The following is a 19,882-nucleotide window of genomic DNA, read 5'->3' as shown; positions in this document are numbered from 1 at the left end:
CACTTTTGCTGGAATTGCTCTAGTAATTGGCGTCGATCCAACCGGGAATGCCTGATGTCGCTTCGCCTTGCCACTTTCAATGTCGAAAACCTGCTCACCCGCTTCGACTTCACGGGCTATCGCAACCAGCTCCGGCAGGACCGCGTCATCAAGCTCTTCGAGGTCAGCAACGAGGGCACCTACCAGCAGCTTGAGCAGGCACGGGTAATCGCGTCGACCGACGATACCAGGCAGATGACGGCACTCGCCATCGCCGATGCGGATGCCGATATTCTCTGCCTGCAGGAAATCGACAATATGGCCGCCCTGCAGGCCTTCGAATATGGCTATCTCTACCGCATGGTCGGCAATGGCTACCGGCAGAAATATCTGGTCGAGGGCAATGACAGCCGCGGCATCGATGTCGCCGTCTTGATGCGCGAGGAAACGCGCGACGGGCAGAAGATCGAGCTTAGGGATATCAAGAGCCATGCGATGGTGACCTATCGCGAATTCGATCTCTTCGACGAGGAGATCGGCAAGACCAACCGGCTCGACGACAAGATCTTCAAGCGCGACTGCCTGGAACTGGATTTGAGGATCGGCGGTGTGCCGATGACGCTCTATGTCGTGCATTTCAAGTCGATGGGCAATCCGCGCGATGGGCTGGACGGGCGGCAATCGACCCTGCCGATCCGCCGGGCGGAGGCGCGTGCCGTTCGCCGCATCATCGAGAACCGGTTCGGCGCAGGCCATACCGCAAGCAAGAACTTCGTCATCTGCGGCGACATGAACGACTATCAGGAGCGGGTCGACGTTATCGGCCGGCGCGGCACGGGCTATCGGTTCGAGCATCAGGATGAGGCCGAAAGCGCGCTCGATGTCTTCAGCAAGGACGGGTTTGCCGAAAATGTCGTGCGCCGCCGCGAGCCACTTGACCGCTGGACGCTCTATCATTCGCGCGGGCCGGAGGAGCAGTGGCTCTGCCAGCTCGATTATCTCTGGCTGTCGCCGGCACTTGCCGCCACCAATGCCAAGCGCATTCCGGAAATCATCCGCCACGGACAGCCCTACCGCACCATCTTCCCGCCGGGGCAGCAGGTGGAGCGTTACCCGCGCACCGGCTGGGACAGGCCGAAGGCATCCGACCATTGCCCCGTCGTCATGACATTGGATCTCTTATGACACTTCGATTTTCAGAGACTTTTTCAGAAGACCTTTCGGCCTTTCCGCCGGAACGCACGGTATTTCCCATTGCCGGCGCCGATCTGCGCGTGCTCGAGGGTGATCATCCGCTGGTTGTCGCCAACAGGGCTGATATCCGCGAGAACTGGGAGCGGGAAATCGTCGCCAATCCGGCACTGTTCGATGGCCGGCTTGTGTTACAGCACCGGTTGAAACTGTCCGAAGCCGGAATTGCGGGTGAGGCCTATATCGCGCCTTTCTCGGCCTTCATGTGGTGGCGGCGCCAGCCGGACCGGAAGGGCGCCATCCATCTCTTTTCCTATCCGGTGCTCGAATCCTCCGATGGGGCGCTGGTCGCTATCCGCATGGGAGCGCATACGGCCAACCCCGGTCAGGTCTATTTCGCTGCGGGCTCGCTGGAACCGGAAGATGTCGTGGACGGGCGTTGCGACATCAACAGCAATATGCGCCGCGAAGTGATGGAGGAGACGGGCCTGGATCTCGACAATGCGATCGTGGGCGAGGGGCTCTATGCGGGCCATGTGCGCGGTTCCGTCTCGCTGTTCAAGCTCTTCCGTTTCGACATGACAGCAGACGAGATGGTCGATTTCATCGGTGCGCATATGCTGGTCGCCGAGGATAAGGAAATTGCCGGTGCGGTTGCGATCCGCTCGGCCGATCCGAAGGCTCAGCCTTACAATGTCGCGATGCTGCCGATCATCGACTGGTATTTCGCGGGCAAGTAGACCTGACGCTTGCACTTGCGTGTGCTGTCGGGCAGGTTGGCGGCTCGATGACCGATTCAAGGAGGCCAGTGTGGCGTTAAGCTACAGCGTCTATGACGTGTTCACCGACACCAAACTTGCCGGCAATCCGCTGGCCGTGATCTTTGACGGCAAGGGGCTTGACGACGCGGCGATGCAGGCGGTTGCCCGCGAAACCAATCTATCCGAGACGGTTTTCGTGCAGCCGGCCAACAATCCCGCCTATACGGCGCGTATCCGCATCTTCACGCCCGGCCGTGAACTGCCCTTTGCCGGCCATCCGACCGTCGGTACGGCGATTGCGCTGGCGGAGAAAGCGCATGGAGCGGGAACGCTCGATCTCGTGTCCGTGCTCGAAGAAAATGTCGGCCCGGTGCGCTGCGCCGTCAGGTTGCGGGAAGGCGAGGCAAGCTTTGCCGAATTCGACCTGCCGCGCAAATCCCAACAGATATCGCTGCCGCTCGACAAGCTCGGCATCGCCGACGCGCTGTCGCTGAAGACCACGGAGATCGGCTTCGAGAATCACGTGCCGTCGATCTGGAGTGCCGGCGTTCCCTTCCTGATGGTGCCGGTCCACGATGTCGGCGCGGCAGAGCGCCTGGAGTTCGATCCGCAGCTCTGGGAAAAGACGGTGCCCTTCGTCGATGGCGCGCTCGCCTCGGCCTATATCTACTGCCGTGGCGGCGTGAACCATGTCGCCAAGTTCCATGCCCGCATGTTTGCTAGCGGCATGGGCATTTCCGAGGACCCGGCCACAGGCTCGGCCGCCGCCGCTCTCTCGGGTGCGATCAACCATTTCGACCGGCTGACGGACGGGCATCACCCGATCCTCATCGAGCAGGGCCTGGAAATGGGCCGTCCGTCCTTCATCCACCTGCATATGGATATCGAAGGCGGGGCCATTTCGAACGCCCGGATCGGCGGTCAGGCGGTGCGGATTGCGACCGGCACGCTCGACCTTTGATTTCATTGCATTTCCAGCTCCTGACAAAAAAACTTCGCAATTAACCAAAGAAAATTCGGCAGGGCGCTAGACAAGCCGGACGATCCTATTTATATGCCCCGTCACACCGCGCAGCCAAGCGCGGACGGGTGATTAGCTCAGTTGGTAGAGCAGCTGACTCTTAATCAGCGGGTCGTAGGTTCGAGCCCTACATCACCCACCAAATTCTCCTTCGAAGAGAACAGAATCCAGAAACAAGGCCTTTGATGTCAAAGGCTTGCTGGCTTTTTCTGTTTTTCTGAATCCGCCGCCTCCGTTTGCGGGGAATCGGCGGTTTCCGCTTTCCAAATATTCTGCGCTTGCCCGAAGACGCCCCCGGTATTTAACTCGCTGGAGCGAAGTCCTTGCTGCGGCATCTACCGTCGCAAGCCTATCCCTGGAGGAATGGCAATGAGCGATGACAGACAGAATAATCTCGGCGAACATCGGCTGGATGAGAAGGTGCTCAATGTGCTCGGTGCCTATCACCAGCGGATCGACGAGGAGCGTGGCACTCTGCGCCAGGAGGTACCGGGCGGACGCGATGGCGGGCAGGATCAGCGGATGCGGGCTGTCGGCCCGGAGACGGGGCGGTTTCTCAACATTCTCGTCCGAAGCCTGACGGCGCCGACCATTCTCGAGCTCGGCACTTCCTTCGGCTATTCCGGCATCTGGCTTGCTGAAGCTGCGCGGGCGACCGGCGGGCGGCTGATCACCATGGAAGTGCATGGCTATAAATCCGCCCATGCGCAGACGATGGCCGAGAGAGCCGGTCTTGCCGAACATATCGATTTCCGGGTGGGCGATGCGGTTGCGATGATCCGCGAATTGCGGGGCAAGGTGGATTTCGTGCTCGTCGATCTCTGGAAGGATCTCTACCTGCCGTGCCTCGAGGCCTTCTATCCGAAGCTCAATGCGGGCGCGATCATCGTTGCCGACAACATGATTTATCCTGTGACTGAAGACGTGAAGATTTATGCCCGGGCCATCCGCACCAAGCCAGGGATCACCAGCGTGCTGCTGCCGGTCGGATCGGGGCTGGAGGTCAGCCGGTACGAGCCCTGAGTCTCAGGCGGATTTTCACCAGAGGCCGGGAAACAGCCGGTAGCTCACCTTGCGGCAGTAATCCTCATAACCGGGCAGGTCCCGGCGCAGATGGCCCTCCTCGTCGAGGAGGCGCAGGATCAGGCCGATGAAAATCAGCGGCACGATGATCAGGCCCCACAGGGAGGAGAGGGCAAGCGGAATGCCTGATGCCAGCGGCAGGACGGCGGCATACATGGGGTGGCGCACGAGGGCGTAGGGGCCTGTGGAGATGACCTTCTGGTCCTCAGAGACCTGGATGGTGGCCGAGGCAAAGGTATTTTCCCTGAGGACGAAGACGACGAACAGGAATCCTGCCGAGATCAGCAGATTGCCGAGAATGATTGCCCATACCGGAACGGTCGACCAGCCGAAGCGATAATCGAGTGCTGAAACCACGATGAGCGCGACCATCACGATGCCGGTGAAGAGCTGGATGCGCTTCTGCACCGGTTCCGTTTCGGCGGCCGGGCCGGCGCGCATGCGCTTTTCCAGAAGTGCGGGGTGTCGATAATAGAAATAGACCGATGAGCCGGCCGACCAGGCGGCGAAATTGATGAGGAACAGCCAGCCTTGCCAATAGGCGAGGGTGCCCGCCGCCAGGAAGACAATGACGGCGAGGGCCACGAGAAACTTGGCGTTGGCTCCGGCGGCCCTGCGGCCGAGATCGGGTGCTCTTTCCTGCATCACGCTTCCCTGTGCTCATGCTCCGCAATCCACTTTGCGGCTTCGCCTTTAGAATATGCAAAGCAGACGCATGATATCAAACCATCGCCGGAGGCACGGGTGCCGATCATCAGGGCAGGGGTGCTCTGTCTTGTGTGCCCTCAGGTGATTGGTCATGCTGCCCTGCGGGGAGCAAGGAGATTCGGTGGAAATGGGCAAATCCGTTGATGGTGCTGACGTGAAGACGAAGCTTTCCATCGTCGCGCCCTGCTACAACGAAGCCGAAGGCTTGAGCGAATTCTGCCGACGGGCGAAGGCGGCGGCGGAAGCCGTAGCTGGCGGCTCCTTCGAGATCATCCTCGTCGATGACGGCTCCAGCGACAATACATGGGGCGTGATATCGGGGCTTGCAGCTGACATTCCGCAAGTGCTCGGCGTCAAGCTTCTGCGCAATCATGGCCACCAGCTTGCGGCGACCTCCGGCCTTGCTGTGGCGCGCGGCGAGCGCGTGCTGCTGATCGATGCCGACCTGCAGGATCCGCCGGAACTGCTGGCCGAGATGATGGCGATCATGGATCAGGGCGCCGATGTCGTTTACGGGCAGCGCAGCGAACGCAAGGGCGAGACGAAGTTCAAGCTCATCACCGCCTCCGTCTTCTATCGGCTTCTGACGCGGCTCACCTCTATCTCGATCCCGCAGGACACCGGCGACTTCCGGCTCATGAAGGCGCGGATCGTCCATATCCTGCTCAATATGCCGGAGCGGCATCGTTTCACCCGTGGCATGGTGAGCTGGATCGGCGGCAGGCAGGTGGCACCGCGTTATACGCGCGATGCCCGCTATGCCGGGGCGACGAAATATCCGCTGCGCAAGATGATCCGTTTCGCGATCGATGCGATCACCAGTTTCTCGATCATTCCGCTGCGCGTCAGCGCCTGGATGGGCCTTATCTCGGCCGTCTTTGCGGTCGGGCTTTTGATCTATACGCTCGTGCAATGGTTCGAGGGCAATGTCATTACCGGCTGGTCGAGCATCATGGCTGCCGTATCGGCCTTGAGCGCCATCCAGCTGATTGCGCTCGGCACGCTCGGCGAATATGTCGGTCGCCTCGTGCAGGAGCATAAGCGCCGGCCGATGTTCATGATCGACTGCGTGGTGCAAGGCGAGGTCACGTCCGAATTGCCCGACGATTTCTCCGAACTTGATACCGCCAGCCGCAGGTCGGAGCTCGGCAGGCTTTCGACGGCAAGCGTGAGCGCAAAGCCGCTTGAGGCGGCTGTTGGCCGCTGATCTCGGATTGTTGCCGAACATGTTTACAAAAGTCTCGGACCTGGCGGCATTTGACCTTTCCGATCCGGCATAAGGGGCGTATGCAGACTGTATCCCTCCGCGCGGCTTGCCCTGTCGGTTCTCCCGCCTTTTCCCGCGCAATCCGGAATTCGCATTTGGCAGATCGATGACTGCAGTCCAGACGAGTGAGAATACAGATGAGGCGGCAAGCGTCCGCCAGGCGAAGATCGTAGCGCTCGTCGTTGCCGTTTCCTTCTTCATGCAGATCCTCGACGGGACGATCGTGACCACCTCGCTGCCGCAGATGGCGACGAGCTTCGGTGTGCAGCCGGTCGCCATGAGCATCGGCATCACCGTCTATATGCTCACCATGTCGGCCTTCATTCCGCTTTCCGGCTGGCTCGGCGACCGGTTTGGGGCGAGGCGCGTCTTTCTCGTGTCCATTGCCGTCTTCACCGTGGCGTCGCTGTTCTGCGGCCTGTCCGGCAACCTCACCGAATTCGTCATTGCCCGTGCGGTACAGGGTGTGGGCAGTGCGCTGATGACGCCGGTCGGGCGTATCATCGTGCTCAAGAACGCCCGCAAGTCCGAGCTCGTGCAGGCGATCGCGCTGATCACCTGGCCGGCGCTGACGGCACCCGTGGTCGGCCCGGTGCTCGGCAGCTTCATCACCACCTATGCCAGCTGGCACTGGAACTTTCTGATCAATATCCCAATCGGCCTCGTCGGCATCGCGCTGGTGCTCCGCTTCGTGCCGGAACAGCGCGAGGAACGGGTCGGGCCGCTCGATATCAAGGGTTTTTTCCTCAGTGCGGCGGGGCTGACCCTGCTGCTTGCGGCACTTGAACTGTCAGTCAAAGCACAGGGCGGCTTCGTGCCCCTCGTCGTGCTGCTTGTGGCGGGCATCGTGCTTTCCGTCATGGCGACGCGGCATTTCCTGCGGGTCGACAATCCGCTGCTCGATCTGGCCGCCTTCAAGGTGCAGACCTTCTCGATGACGACGCTTTCGGCGGGTACGGCCTGCCGTGTGGCGATCAATGCGACGCCTTTCCTGCTACCGCTGCTGTTCCAGCTTGGCTTCGGCCTGAGCTCGATTGCCGCCGGCACCTATCTCCTGGTTTATTTCCTCGGCAATCTCGGCATGAAGGTGGTGACGACGCCGCTGCTGCGGTATTTCGGCTTCCGCAACGTGCTCTTCTTCAACGGCGTCATCGCCGCCGGCTCGATCGTCGCCTGCGGCTTTCTGACACCTGATACCCCCGAGGTCGTCATCTCGGCGCTGCTCCTCATTGCTGGGCTTTCCCGCTCGATGGAATTTACCGCCCTCAACACGCTGTCCTTTGCCGATATCGGCCCGGCGCAGAGAAGTTCGGCCTCGACGCTGTCGAGCATGCTGCAGCAGATTTCCATGCTGCTTGGCGTTGCCGTTGCGGCCGCCGTGCTCAACATTTCCGCAGGGTTTCGCGGCGCAACGGACCCTGTTCTTGGTGACTTCCGCTGGGCTTTCTTCGTGGTTGGCATGATCGGTTTTTTGTCCTGCCTGCGCTTCCTGCAGCTTTCAGCCGATGCGGGTGCCGAAGTTTCCCACCACCGCCGCTTTCAAAAAAGCTGACTTACCCTCGGAACCATTTGCCTTCCCCTGCGTTAACGGCCTGATTTTCAGTATCTGTGTTCGCAATTTTTTTAGAGGGGCTTCCGGCCGCAGCCGGCAGAGGTCGACATTCTCGATGGCATTCTCCTTCGATCCGTCTGGCATCAGGCGTCACATCATACCAAAGGCCAGGTGCTGTTTACGCGCGCTGGCCGATGCAATACGACAGTCTCATGCAGAAAGACTCGGCGGCCTCACAGCCGGTATTGCTGCGGGAAAATGCCCGGAGGCAGAATGAGCGAGTCCAGAGGCGGTACGGGTGAAGCGATCCGTATCCTCTATATCGATGACGACGAAGAGCTTGCGCTGCTGATGCGGAAGAATCTCGGTCGTCGCGGCTTCAAGCTCGAATGGGCGAGCGACGGAGCGACCGGCCTTGCGGTGCTTGCCGAAGGCGGTATCGAAGCCGTCGTTCTCGATCATTTCCTGAAGGCCGAAACCGGGCTCGATATCCTGCCGCGCATCACGGCGATGCCTGATCATCCGCCGGTCATCTACGCCACCGGTTCGGGCGATACGAGCATTGCGGTCGCAGCGCTGAAGGCTGGTGCCGACGATTATGTTCTGAAAGGCATTTCCCCCGACTATTTCGATCTTCTGGCCGCGGCCCTCGAACAGGGGCTGGAGCGGGCGCGATTCCGCCGCGATACGGCGCAGGCGCAGGAGGTGATCCGCCAGCAGCGCGACCATGCGGAAATGCTGCTTGCCGAAGTCAATCACCGCATCGCCAACAGCCTCGGCCTCGTCGGTGCGCTGATCCGCATGCAATCCTCCATGACCAGCGACCAGGTGGCGATCGACGCGCTGCAGGAAACGCAGATGCGCATCAATGCGATCGCCAGCGTCCACCGCCGCCTCTACACCAACCGGCAGGTCGGCACTGTGCAGGTGGATGAGTATCTGAGCAGCCTCCTGACCGAACTCGAAGCCTCGATGCGCGACGAGAAGCGGCCGCATCGCGTGGTGCTGACCTCGCAGCCGGTCAATCTGGCGACCGACAAGGTCATCACGCTCGGCCTCATCGTCAGCGAACTCGTCACCAATGCCTTCAAATATGCCTATCCGGATGGCAGCCCCGGTGAGATCAATGTTATCGTCGAGCAGGAAAGCGATGTGCTCAGGGTCACCGTCGAAGATGCCGGCCAGGGCTTTGATCCTTCCGGCCCGGCGAAGGGAACCGGTCTCGGCTCGAAGATCTTGACCGCGATGGCCGGCAGCCTGAAATCCGAACTTAGCTACGATCCAGGGCATCGCGGCACGAAGGCGATACTGGTCTTTACAGTAAGCTGACCTGCTTTTCTGTAAGCTCACGGGGGAGAGATCATGAACACGGATATCGTCTGCACGCCCGGCGAGGTCTATGATTTCTGGTTCATCCGTTGCAGCCGAAAGGAATGGTTCGGCTCGAGCGCCGAACTGGACGAGGAAATCCGGGCGCGATTTCGCGCAACCCACCTGTCGCTTGCCCTTGAGGTCACCGAGGAATGGCGCTCCAGTCCTGAAAGCAGGCTTGCCGCCGTGATCGTGCTCGACCAGTTTCCGCGTAACATCTACCGGGCGACACCGCTTGCCTTTTCGACCGATGGATTGGCGCTGCGCGAGGCGAAGATGGCGCTTGCCGTCGGCGCCGATCAGGCCGTCGAGGGCATCCGGCGGACCTTCTTCTACATGCCGTTCGAGCATGCGGAAGACCTCGCCGAGCAGGATCGTTCGGTGGTGCTCTTTACCGCGCTCGGCGACGAGGAGTTCCGCGACTATGCGCTTCGCCACCGCGACGTGATCGCGACATATGGGCGTTTTCCGCATCGCAATGCCATCGTCGGGCGGGAGTCGAGCGAGGCCGAACTGGCGTATCTGGCGCTTCCCGGCTCCGGTTTCTGAGCCGTTATCTGGAAATTCCGCCTTTCTGTCGCCTTTCTTTCCTATAAGAAGCGGTCAATTACCTGATGAGACGAATCCACGCGGGGGCATCTTGCGCTTGACACACTGGCTGCTTCGCACCGTTCTTCTGCTGTCGCTGGCTGTTGCCGGCCTGCATCTCGATGGAAAGGCCGCTTTCGCGCAGGCCCCGCAGCCTGCGGCCGAGGCCCAGACGCAGGCTGTCCCGGCTCAAGCAACTGGGACCCAAGCAACTGAGACTCAGGCAACCCCGGCCCAGGCAGCGCCGGCCGAGGCGCCCCTTGCCAGCAGCGCGCTCGACCAAGCGCTGAAGGATATCGACAAGGCGAAGAACCAGCTTGCTTCGCTGCAGGACCGCGTCAAGCAGAATGCCGATAATGACGACGCTCTGGTAGAGCTTGCCGGCCAGACGGATGAACTCGGCCGCGGGGTTATCGCCACCTCCGTCAGCCTGCGCCCGCGTTTCGATCAGATCAAGAGCCGTCTGGCCGAGCTTGGCGAACCGCCGAAGGACGGGCAGCCGCCGGAAGCGCAGATCGTTACCGAGGAGCGCAATGCGCTGACATCGGAACGCTCTCAGATCAATGCCGTAACGGGTGACGCGGAAAACCTGTCGATCGCAATCACCAAGCTTTCCAACGTGATCACGGCGACGCGCCGCCAGCTCTTTGCCGATACGCTGTTCCGGCGCACCGAAATCTCCGTCTCCGTTTTCGACGATGCGACCAGCGCCTTCGTTCAGGAAGTGAGCGAGTTTTCCCAGACGTTTTCGAGCTGGATCACCTTCGTCTGGAAGTTCAAGAGCCTGTCGCTTTTTGCGGCGATCTTCCTGTCGCTCGCGACGGCCTTGATCCTGCTCTCCGGCGGCTACCGGCTTTTCGGCCAGTATCTGCGGCGCGACGTCCATGTCGAAGAACCGTCCTATATCAGCCGGCTTGCCTTTGCCTTCTGGTCGACGCTGATCCGCACGGCGGCGCTCGATGTGCTGCTGGTGACGTCGCTGATCTTCCTCGACGGCTTCAATGTGCTGCGGAGCGACATCACGCCCGTCATCGGCGCGCTCTTCGGCTCGATCGGCCTTGTTTATTTCGTCGGCCGCTTCGTCAACGCCGTCTTTGCGCCGAATGATCCGTCGTGGCGGCTGGTGCGCCTTTCCAATCTCGGCGCCCGCTCGGTCGGCTACTGCCTGATCGCCATGGCCGTCGTCAACGCGCTCGACTATCTCTTCGGCGCCATCGGCGAGGCGATGGGATCGCCGCTGGTCCTGACCGTCGTGCGCAGCCTGCTTGCGGCGCTGATCATCGGCCTCATCCTGATTGCCGTGTCCTTCGGAAAACCGATGCTGGCGAAGAATGGCGATCCCGATGCGCCGGGCCGCCACTGGCCGCGCGGCATGGCGATCCTGCTGCGCGTCTTCGGTGCGGGCCTCATCTTTGCGGCGCTTTCGGGCTACGTGGGTCTGGCGCGTTTCGTCGCCACCCAGCTCATCATCACCAGCGCCATCATCGTGACGACCTATATCGGCCTGCTGCTCGGCAAGGCGATCTCGCGGCAGGACAATTTCGGCGATACGTTCCTTGGCCGTTTTCTCGAGACCCGCTTCAAGCTCGGGCCTGTGGCGATCGATCAGGTAGGGCTGGTCGTCGGCCTGCTGATCTATGCCGTGGCGCTGTTGACGGGCATTCCGCTGATCCTGCTGCTCTGGGGCTTCCACGTGCAGGACCTGCAGCTGCTTGCCTACCGGCTTTTCACCGAGGTGCGGCTCGGCGGCATCAGCATTTCGCTCGTCGGCATCTTCACCGGCATCCTGCTCTTTGCCGGCGGTTATCTCGCAACGCGCTGGGTGCAGAAGTGGCTGGACAGCAATGTCATGGCGCGCAGCCATGTCGATCTCGGCGTGCGCAATTCGGTCAAGACGGGCATCGGTTATCTCGGCGTCGGCGTGGCGGCGATCTTCGGCATCTCGGCGGCGGGAATCGATCTTTCCAACCTTGCGCTCGTTGCCTCGGCGCTGTCGGTCGGTATCGGTTTCGGCCTGCAGAACATCGTTTCCAACTTCGTCTCCGGCCTGATCCTGCTCGTCGAGCGCCCCTTCAAGGTGGGTGACCATGTCGTTTCGGGAACGGCCGAAGGCATCGTCAAGCGCATCTCGGTGCGCGCGACCGAAATCGAGACCTTCCGTAAGCAGTCGATCATCGTGCCGAATTCGGAGCTCATCAACGGGCTCGTCGGCAACTGGACGCATCGCAACAAGCTCGGACGTTCGGAAATCCCTGTTTCCGTCAGCTATGAGGCCGATCCGCGCAAGGTGATGGATATCCTGCTGGAACTGACGGCGGCCGTGCCGCTGATCCTGCGCAATCCGGAACCGCATGTCGAGTTCCTGCGCTTCGGGCCTTATTCACTTGATTTCGAGCTGCGCTTCTTCCTGGCTGATATGGGGGATGGCCTGACGGTGCGCAACAATCTGAGGATCGAGATCCTCAGGCGCTTCAAGGCGGAGGGCATCGAGATCCCGCTGCCGCAGAGTGATCTGACCATTCATCGGCAGGCGAATGCGGATGCGGATGCGGAGAAGGTGCTTGTCCAAAAGCCTGATGAGCCCGAGGAGGCCACGGCTGAAAACGAGGTCAAGGAAATAGAGACGGTAGAAGACGAGCGGCCGGTGCGCCAGTTGCGCAGCAAGACGGCGGACGGCAAGCTCAAAGGCTGAACGGGTCATTCAGCGCTCATTCACGGGTCTTGCGCTATAACCTCAGGCAATCGATCGCTGCTGGGCAGCGACGAGCGCTCCAGGGGAGGGCGTGTAGCCTATGTCGCATACCGTGACACGATCCGCAGTCGCATTTCTTCTTCTCCTTTCCGCAGCACCTCTGGCGCTCGCCGCCTCCGTTACCAACAAGGATGATGCAGCCGTGGTGCTGACCGTCACCGAAGGCGGCAACCGCGTGGAAGTCGTCGTGGATGCCGGCGCATCCGAACGGGTCTGCCCCTCCGGTTGCTTCATGACGACGCCTGATGGCGACCGTATCGGGCTTTCCGGCGACGAGACGATCGAGATCGTCAAGGGTTCCGCCGTCATCAAGTGACGGCGGCTTCGGCCCGGCCACTATCGATTTTTATGAATTTTTGAGCCTTGCGGCTTTTGACGCTTGTCTATTTGCGCCTCGTCGCGGCAAGCTTTTCGCATGTCGTAAACAGGCCTCTCATGACGCAGGCCTCGCTGCATAGTTCGCGAAGATAGTTCGTCCGGCTTGAGCCGCCGGATATTGGGAGTTCGTCCGGTATGGGCTGCCGGACATTCGATAAAAGAGGGTATTTCTCCATGAAGTCACATGCGCGGGCAGTGGTCATCGGCGGCGGCGTGGTCGGTGTTTCGACGCTCTATCACCTTGCGAAGAAGGGATGGGGCGACAGCGTGCTCATCGAGCGCAAGGAGCTGACGTCAGGCTCGACCTGGCATGCAGCCGGCCTGCTGCCGCTCTTCAACATGAGCTATTCGGTCGGCCAGATTCACAAATATTCCGTCCGCTTTTATCAGGAACTGCAGCAGGAGACCGGCATGAATGTCGGTTTCAGCCAGGTCTCCAACATTCGTCTCGCCCGCACCAAGGACCGCTGGGACGAATTCATGTACTATGCCGGTATTGCCGAGACGATCGGCGTGAAGGTCAATATCCTGACGCCGGAGCAGGTGAAGGAAATCTGGCCGCTCTGTGAGACCGATGGCCTGCTCGGCGCCATCCAGCATCCCGATGACGGCTATATCCAGCCGGCGGACCTGACACAGGCGCTTGCCAAGGGCGCGCGCGACTTCGGTGCCACAATCTACCGCAACACGACGGTCACCGCCATCGAGCAGCAGGCTGACGGCCTCTGGAAGGTGACCACGGACAAGGGCGAGATCACCGCCGAACACATCATCTCCTGCACCGGCAACTTCGCCCGCAAGACCGGCGATATGGTCGGCATCAACATTCCCGTCATCCCGGTCGAGCACCAGTATATCGTCACCGAACCGCATCCCGATATTCTGGCCCGCAAGGCCAAGGGCCTGCCGGAAATGGGCGTGCTGCGTGAAGCCGACAGCGCCTGGTACATGCGCGAGGAAAATGGCGGTCTGCTGCTTGGTCCCTACGAGCAGGGCGCACCGGTCTGTTATGTCAACGGTCCCTCCGATGACAGCGAATACGAGCTCTTCCAGGAAGAACTCGAGCGCCTGATGCCGCATATCGAAACCGCGATCGCCCGCGTGCCGGCCTTCGGCGAAGTGGGCATCAAGAAGGTCTATAACGGCGCCATCGCCTATACGCCTGACGGCAACCCGATCGTCGGCCCCGCACCGGGCCTCAAGAATTTCTGGCTGAACGAAGGCCATTCCTTCGGCATTACGGCGGCCGGCGGCGCCGGCTGGCAGCTTGCCGAATGGATCGTCGATGGCGAGCCGACCGTCGACATGATGGGCGTCGATCCGCGCCGCTTCGGCCCCTATGCCAAGGAAGGCTACCTCATTGCCAAGAACGAGGAAGCCTATGCCAACGTCTTCACCATGCACTATCCGGACGAGGAGCGCGCAGCCGCCCGTCCGCTGAAGACGACGCCTGTCTATGACCGGCTGAAGAAGCTCGGCGCCGTCTTCGGCTCCGTCTATGGCTGGGAGCGCGCCAACTGGTTTGCGCCCGAGGGCTACGATCTGCCGAAGGACCAGATCGGCGTCGGCGCCGACGTGCTGACCAACCACAATCATTCGGATCCGACCGAAGACGGCCGCATTCTGGAACGGTGGTCGTTCCGCCGCTCGAACTATTTCGAGCATGTCGGCAACGAAGTCGTGAACGTCCACAAGAATGTCGGCGTGCTCGACATGTCGGCTTTCGCCAAGGCGCTGGTGACAGGCCCGGGCGCGCGCGCATGGCTGGAATCGATCTTTGCCAATGCGATCCCGAAGAAGCGCGGCCGCATCGCGCTTTGCCACATGCTGACCAAGGAAGGCGGCGTGCGCTCGGAATTCACCGTCTATGAAAGCGCACCCGGCACCTTCTATCTCGTCTCGGCCGGCGCCTATGAGGCGCATGACCACGACTATATGCGCAAGCTTCTGCCGTCAGACGGCAGCGTGAAGTTCACGCCGATCACCCAGGCCTATGGCGTCTTGGTGCTTGCGGGTCCGAAGTCGCGCGATGTCCTGAAGAAGCTGACGCACACCAGCCTCGACAACAAGGATTTCCCCTGGCTCTCGGGCAAGGAGATCTCCGTCGGTGCGGCCAACGCCCATGCGCTGCGCGTCAATTTCGTCGGCGAGCTCGGCTGGGAGCTGCATCACCCGATCGAGATGCAGAACTACATCTTCGACAAGCTGATGGAAGCCGGCGCTGAATTCGGCATCAAGCCCTTCGGCATCCGCGCCATGCTCTCCATGTCGGTGGAAAAGTCCTACCGCCTGATCCCGCGCGAAATGTCGATCGAGTACAATGCCTATGAATCCGGCCTCGACCGCTTCATCAAACCGGAGAAGGAATTCCTCGGCCGCGAGGGCCTGCTTGCCTACAAGGAAAAGGGCCTGAAGTGGAACTTCGCGACGCTCGTCGTCGAAACCGGCAATGATGTCGATGCGCGCGGCTCGGAAGCGATCTACAACGAGGCAGGCGAGCTCGTCGGCCGTGCCACCAACGGCACCTTCGGCTTCCGCATCAACCGCTCGCTGGCGCTTGCCATGCTGCGGCCCGATTACGCCAAGGAAGGTACGAAGCTGAAGATCAAGATCCTCGGCACGACCTACAACGCAACTGTCGTCGGCGAGAGCCCGTTCGATACGGAGAACGCCGCACTTCGCACGTGATTTCTTAATCATATTGACAAGAAAAAGGCGGCCGCACCATCGGCCGCCTTTTTCATAGCTGGCTATGGCAAGCCGATTAATAATTATTCAAATGAATTCATGTAACCGTTTCGTTCGGGGACAGAATTTCCACTTTAAAGGTTTGCCATGGCGTTTCTAGGTATTTCGGGGATGCAATATTCCGGAGAAATGTTTGCCGGCGCGCGTATTATCCTCGCTGAAGATTCCAACGTCTTCACTTCGATGATCGGAAAGCGCCTGAAGGAGCTCTTCGATATCGATGTCGAGATCTGCCGCAGCTTCGAAGAGCTGCAGCTTTCCTACGACAAGTCTTCTGATCCGATTACGCTCGCGATCTCCAACATCAACCTGCCGGGCGCCGAAAACGGCGAGGCGCTGGAATATCTGGTCGATCTGTCGATCCCCACGATCGTCTTTACCGGCACCTTCCAGGAAGGCATGCGCGACAAGCTGCTCGCCAAGGATATCGTCGACTATATCCTCAAGGACAATATCTTTGCCGTCGACCTGCTGGCGGAATCGATCTGCCGCTTCCTGACCAATCACCGCCATCACGTGCTGATCGTCGATGATAGCGCCACGGCCCGCGCGCTGCTTTCCAGCCGCCTGAAGCGCTATAATTTCCGCGTCAGCACCGCCGAGAGCGGCGCCAAGGCGCTCGAAATCCTCAAGGCCAACCGCGATATCGGCCTGATGGTCACCGACTATAACATGCCCGATATTGACGGCTTCGAGCTGACCCGCCGCATCCGCGCGTCGATCGGCTCGCACCAGCTGCGCATCATCGGCGTTTCCTCCTCTTCCAACCGCCTGCTTTCAGCGCGGTTCCTGAAGGCCGGCGGCAACGACTTCATGCTGCGCCCGTTCATCGACGAAGAGTTCTACTGCCGCGTCAACCAGAACCTGGATACGCTCCTGCAGATCCAGTCCATGCGCAAGGAACGGGCTGTTGCCTGACCCTGCCGCAAAGATCGGGTGCAGGGAAGCGGCTCCGTGATCGGCCCACACCTGAAAGACATGACGGAAGCTCATATTTCTGCAATCGCAGGTGTTGCTGCCGTCATTTGCCTCTTCACTGGAGGGGAGGCCTCGGCTATCGTCCGGCACGGCAAGAGGGGGCGAGTCGACCCCCTTGGGCGTGTGGAGGGGTAGGCAGCTGTGACATTCCAGGGGGATTTTCAGCGGGAGAATGCAGGTCCTCGGTTTGGAGGAATCCGCATACTTCTGGTTGAGGATTCTCGAATGTTTTCCGCCGTGCTCCGCCATCGGTTCCAGACCGAGCTCAACCTCAGCGTTGTCTGCTGCTCCTCGCTGAAGGCGTTGCGCGAAGCGCTCTCGCAGGACGACCACGGCTGCAGCATGGCCGTCGTTGACCTGAACCTGCCGGATTCGCCCTATGGCGAGGCGCTCGACTGCACGATCGAGCACAATATTCCGGCCATCGTCTTTACCGCGACCTTCGATCTCAATACGCGCGCCCGCATCCTCGAGCGCAATGTTATAGACTATGTGCTGAAGGATAACGAATTCGCGCTCGACAATCTGGTCGCGACCGTGCGCCGTGCGATCATGAACCGGAAGACGCGGGTGCTCGTCGTCGACGACGTTTCATCTGCGCGCCAGGTACTGGTCGATCTCCTGAAAGCCCAGCAATATATGGTCGTCGAAGCCAGTTCCGGGTTTGAGGCGATTGCGGCACTTGAGGCCTACAGCGATATCGAACTCGTCGTCACAGACCATCACATGCCCGATATGAGCGGCTATGAGCTGACGCGGCGCATCCGCCACCGGTTCGGCTCGGACAAGCTGCGCGTCATCGGTGTTTCCTCGTCGAACGACCGCATGCTGTCGGCCAGCTTCCTGAAGGCCGGTGCCAGCGATTTCGTCTACCGGCCGTTCGTGGCCGAAGAGCTGCAATGCCGCATCGCCAACAATGTCGAGACGCTGACGCAGATGAAGCAGCTGCGCGCAGCGGCGGCCTGCGATTACCTGACGGGCCTCTATAACAGGCGCTATTTCTACGACAACGGCCCGAAGCTGGTGAACGAATGCCTGCGGCTCAAAATGTCGACCGCGGTCGCCATTCTCGATATTGATCATTTCAAGCGCCTCAACGACACCTATGGTCATGAGATCGGCGACAAGGTGCTGAAGGCTGTCGCGGACAGGCTGCAGACGATCTTCGAAGGTAGCGACAATCTCCTCTCGCGCCTCGGCGGCGAGGAATTCGCCATTCTCTTCCCGCAGATGGATTCGCTGGCCGCTACCAAGCTCTGCGATGAGATCCGCTCGGATATTTCCCGCCTCAAGGTGACGGCCGACGATGAGGAACTGTCGGTGACGGTCTCGATTGGTGTTGCCGAGATCGCCGGCTACGAGACCTTCGAGAACTATCTGAACGCGGCAGACCAGTTTCTTTACATGGCCAAACACAAGGGGCGAAACCTTGTCTATTCCGATGCCAAGATGACGGAAGAGGCGGCGCAGTAAGGGGCGCAATTCCACTCGCCGTCATCCTCGGGCTTGTCTCTGACATCCGCTACGTTCCAAAAGACGAGACGGCAGCAGATGCTCGGGACAGGCCCGAGCATGACGAAGGAGAGGGTGGTGCCCTCGCAAATCAAAAAGGCGGCCACCGAGCCGCCTTTCATGTTTCGTCATCCTGCCGTCACTGCCTCAAGCCGCAACCGCCTGCTGGCGGGCGGTGGCCATGGTCATCTTGCGATCGGCGCGCTCCTGCTGCGGTGAGCGCTGATAGAGTTCGCGATAACACTTGGAGAAGTGCGAGGCGGAGACGAAGCCGCAGGCGACGGCGACTTCGACGACCGGCATAGAAGACTGCACCAGCAGGTGACGAGCGCGGTCGAGACGGATTTCAAGATAGTAGCGGGCTGGCGACCGGCCCATTTCCTGGCGGAACAGGCGTTCGATCTGGCGGCGCGACAGGCCGGCACCCTCGGCGATTTCGAGCAGCGATAGCGGCTCGGCGAGATTGCCTTCCATCAGTTCGATGATCGACAGCACCTTGGCGTTCTGGACGCCGAGGCGGGCGCGCAGCGGCAGGCGCTGGCGGTCATGCGGGTTGCGCACGCGGTCGGTCAGGTGCTGCTCGCAGATGCGGTTGACAAGGCTTTCGCCGAAATCCTCGCCGACGAGGTTCAGCATCATGTCGAGCGAGGCCGTGCCGCCGGCGCAAGTGTAGAGGTTGTTGTCGATCTCGTAGAGGTCGGCATAGACCTCGGCCTGCGGGAAGGCCTCGGAGAAGCCCGGCAGGTTTTCCCAGTGGATCGCGCAGCGCTTGCCGTTCAGGAGACCTGCCTGGGCAAGCACATGCGCGCCCGTACAGAGCGAACCGACGGCGACGCCGCGATTATAGGATTCGCGCAGCCAGGCATTGACGGATTTGTTGTTGAAGGTCTCAACATCGATGCCCGAACAGACGAGCAGCATGCCCGGCCGGTTTTCGCCACCGAGATGGCGGCGCTCTTCAGCGAGCGACGAATTGGCCTCCACGCCGATGCCGCAGGAGGAATAGACTTTCTCGCCGTCGACCGAGCTCAGGCGCCACGTATAGGCCGGATAGCCGAGCATGCGGTTTGCGATCCGCAGAGTATCCACCGCCGCCGCAAAGGGCAGCATGGTGAATTGCGGAACCATGAAGAAGACTACGGAACGTTTCTTGAGCTGCATCTTGTTCATTGGAAAATCCATGCTCGAGGGCGACTGCATATTGGTCGCGTGGAATGCGTCGTTCCGATGTTCCAAAAGCGACACTGGCATGGATAAATGCGGCTAGGAAGAGCAAATCTGCGACATGATCGGTGATTTGCGGCGCGAGCGATGCAAAAGGCGTCGCTGCGGGGGCATAGTCCTGCGAAATTCACCGGGGAAAGGGCAGGCGGAGGATATGAAAAAGGCGGTGCTGCTTGGGACAGGCACCGCCTTTAGCTTGGGAGGTATGTCGCATTCATTGCATGGTATTGCATTCATGAGCCCTATGTTTAGTGAGCTCTGTCCTTGCCGGTCTCATCGGCGCTCGGCCAGCCGATATCCTTGCGGATGTCGAGAGGCATGGATTCGATCTGACGTTCCGTCTGCCACCGGCGCCATGCGCGCACGAGCTTGTCGGCATAGGAACCGAGCGAGGAATGTCTGCTATAGGACGACAGGCCCTTGCCGCCATCTCTGTAGGTCATAGAGGTCATTGCCGTTTCCTTTCCTTGCGAGATACGGGATTGCCGTATCCTTGAAGTGAAATATGCGCTTGCGGCACTCATCATTCAAACGAATAGATTTCATGGGTACCATAAGCGATTTTGAACTATCGCTGCTGCTCGTCCAGGGCGGGCAGGGCGCAGATATCGGCCGCAAGATGCGGCGGATAATGCTTCATTTCCTGCCTGATCCGTTCGCGTACCGCCACCCGAAACATGCGCGCGCGAAACGCGAAGAAAGCCTGGAGGATGTTGAAGCCTAATGTCTGCGACATGATCGGCCTCCTTTTCTTCAGCCTCATCGTCAC

General features: G+C 60.5%; 17 protein-coding genes and 1 tRNA gene. 14 read left to right on the top strand and 4 right to left on the bottom strand.

The window, feature by feature from the left end; all coding sequences use genetic code 11:
* The first annotated feature begins 54 nt into the window (after positions 1–54).
* The 5 genes from AB4Z13_RS13305 (at position 55) to AB4Z13_RS13285 (ending at position 3,975) form a co-directional block, all read left to right on the top strand.
* Positions 55–1,164, top strand: a complete 1,110-nt coding sequence (locus tag AB4Z13_RS13305; protein WP_442206123.1) for an endonuclease/exonuclease/phosphatase family protein — start codon at positions 55–57, stop codon at positions 1,162–1,164.
* Complete coding sequence (locus AB4Z13_RS13300) at positions 1,161–1,910, top strand: NUDIX hydrolase (RefSeq protein ID WP_442206122.1); 750 nt, start codon at positions 1,161–1,163, stop codon at positions 1,908–1,910. Before AB4Z13_RS13305 ends, AB4Z13_RS13300 begins: the two co-directional genes overlap by 4 nt.
* Before the next feature lie 70 nt (positions 1,911–1,980).
* Positions 1,981–2,892 carry a PhzF family phenazine biosynthesis protein gene (locus AB4Z13_RS13295; protein ID WP_442206121.1) on the top strand — a complete coding sequence of 304 codons (912 nt, stop codon included), beginning with the start codon at positions 1,981–1,983 and terminating at the stop codon, positions 2,890–2,892.
* Between the two features lie 126 nt (positions 2,893–3,018).
* Positions 3,019–3,094, top strand: a tRNA-Lys gene (locus AB4Z13_RS13290).
* A gap of 227 nt (positions 3,095–3,321) precedes the next feature.
* Positions 3,322–3,975 carry an O-methyltransferase gene (locus AB4Z13_RS13285; protein WP_113323324.1) on the top strand — a complete coding sequence of 218 codons (654 nt, stop codon included), beginning with the start codon at positions 3,322–3,324 and terminating at the stop codon, positions 3,973–3,975.
* A 15-nt stretch (positions 3,976–3,990) separates the two neighbouring features.
* Here the strand turns inward: AB4Z13_RS13285 and AB4Z13_RS13280 are convergent, their stop codons facing one another.
* Positions 3,991–4,680, bottom strand: a complete 690-nt coding sequence (locus AB4Z13_RS13280) for a methyltransferase (RefSeq protein WP_442206120.1) — start codon at positions 4,678–4,680, stop codon at positions 3,991–3,993.
* 190 nt (positions 4,681–4,870) lie between these two features.
* Here AB4Z13_RS13280 and AB4Z13_RS13275 point away from each other — a divergent pair, with 190 nt between their 5' ends.
* From AB4Z13_RS13275 to AB4Z13_RS13235, 9 genes are all read left to right on the top strand, one after another.
* Entirely contained in the window at positions 4,871–5,950 is a 1,080-nt protein-coding gene (locus AB4Z13_RS13275; protein WP_442206119.1) for a glycosyltransferase family 2 protein, read from the top strand.
* A 166-nt stretch (positions 5,951–6,116) separates the two neighbouring features.
* Complete coding sequence (locus AB4Z13_RS13270) at positions 6,117–7,562, top strand: MFS transporter (RefSeq protein ID WP_442206118.1); 1,446 nt, start codon at positions 6,117–6,119, stop codon at positions 7,560–7,562.
* Between the two features lie 273 nt (positions 7,563–7,835).
* The gene (locus AB4Z13_RS13265) at positions 7,836–8,891 is read left to right on the top strand and encodes a sensor histidine kinase (protein WP_442206117.1); all 1,056 of its coding nucleotides are present in this window, start codon (positions 7,836–7,838) and stop codon (positions 8,889–8,891) included.
* A 33-nt stretch (positions 8,892–8,924) separates the two neighbouring features.
* Positions 8,925–9,482 (top strand): DUF924 family protein, encoded by a 558-nt coding sequence (locus AB4Z13_RS13260; RefSeq protein WP_439015848.1) that lies wholly within the window; start codon positions 8,925–8,927, stop codon positions 9,480–9,482.
* Between the two features lie 91 nt (positions 9,483–9,573).
* Complete coding sequence (locus AB4Z13_RS13255) at positions 9,574–12,213, top strand: mechanosensitive ion channel family protein (protein WP_442206116.1); 2,640 nt, start codon at positions 9,574–9,576, stop codon at positions 12,211–12,213.
* 100 nt (positions 12,214–12,313) lie between these two features.
* Positions 12,314–12,589 carry a hypothetical protein gene (locus AB4Z13_RS13250; RefSeq protein WP_442206115.1) on the top strand — a complete coding sequence of 92 codons (276 nt, stop codon included), beginning with the start codon at positions 12,314–12,316 and terminating at the stop codon, positions 12,587–12,589.
* A gap of 236 nt (positions 12,590–12,825) precedes the next feature.
* Positions 12,826–15,339, top strand: coding sequence for a GcvT family protein (locus AB4Z13_RS13245; protein WP_442206114.1), 2,514 nt, complete (start codon positions 12,826–12,828; stop codon positions 15,337–15,339).
* Between the two features lie 147 nt (positions 15,340–15,486).
* Entirely contained in the window at positions 15,487–16,317 is an 831-nt protein-coding gene (locus AB4Z13_RS13240; RefSeq protein WP_113323315.1) for a response regulator, read from the top strand.
* Between the two features lie 201 nt (positions 16,318–16,518).
* Positions 16,519–17,850 (top strand): diguanylate cyclase, encoded by a 1,332-nt coding sequence (locus tag AB4Z13_RS13235; protein WP_439015844.1) that lies wholly within the window; start codon positions 16,519–16,521, stop codon positions 17,848–17,850.
* Positions 17,851–18,036: 186 nt separating this feature from the next.
* Here the strand turns inward: AB4Z13_RS13235 and AB4Z13_RS13230 are convergent, their stop codons facing one another.
* The 3 genes from AB4Z13_RS13230 to AB4Z13_RS13220 all read right to left on the bottom strand — a co-directional run bounded on the left by AB4Z13_RS13230 (position 18,037) and on the right by AB4Z13_RS13220 (position 19,849).
* Complete coding sequence (locus AB4Z13_RS13230; protein WP_113323369.1) at positions 18,037–19,059, bottom strand: GlxA family transcriptional regulator; 1,023 nt, start codon at positions 19,057–19,059, stop codon at positions 18,037–18,039.
* Positions 19,060–19,361: 302 nt separating this feature from the next.
* Positions 19,362–19,565, bottom strand: coding sequence for a hypothetical protein (locus tag AB4Z13_RS13225; RefSeq protein ID WP_113323313.1), 204 nt, complete (start codon positions 19,563–19,565; stop codon positions 19,362–19,364).
* Between the two features lie 116 nt (positions 19,566–19,681).
* On the bottom strand, positions 19,682–19,849 hold the full coding sequence (locus tag AB4Z13_RS13220; protein ID WP_007817848.1) for a hypothetical protein: 168 nt from the start codon (positions 19,847–19,849) through the stop codon (positions 19,682–19,684).
* Between the last annotated feature and the right edge of the window lie 33 nt (positions 19,850–19,882).

It is taken from the genome of Rhizobium sp. YAF28, assembly GCF_052113285.1.
GTDB lineage: Bacteria > Pseudomonadota > Alphaproteobacteria > Rhizobiales > Rhizobiaceae > Rhizobium.
Note: the sequence above shows the minus strand (reverse complement) of the source record. Positions and strands in the feature narration are given on the sequence as shown.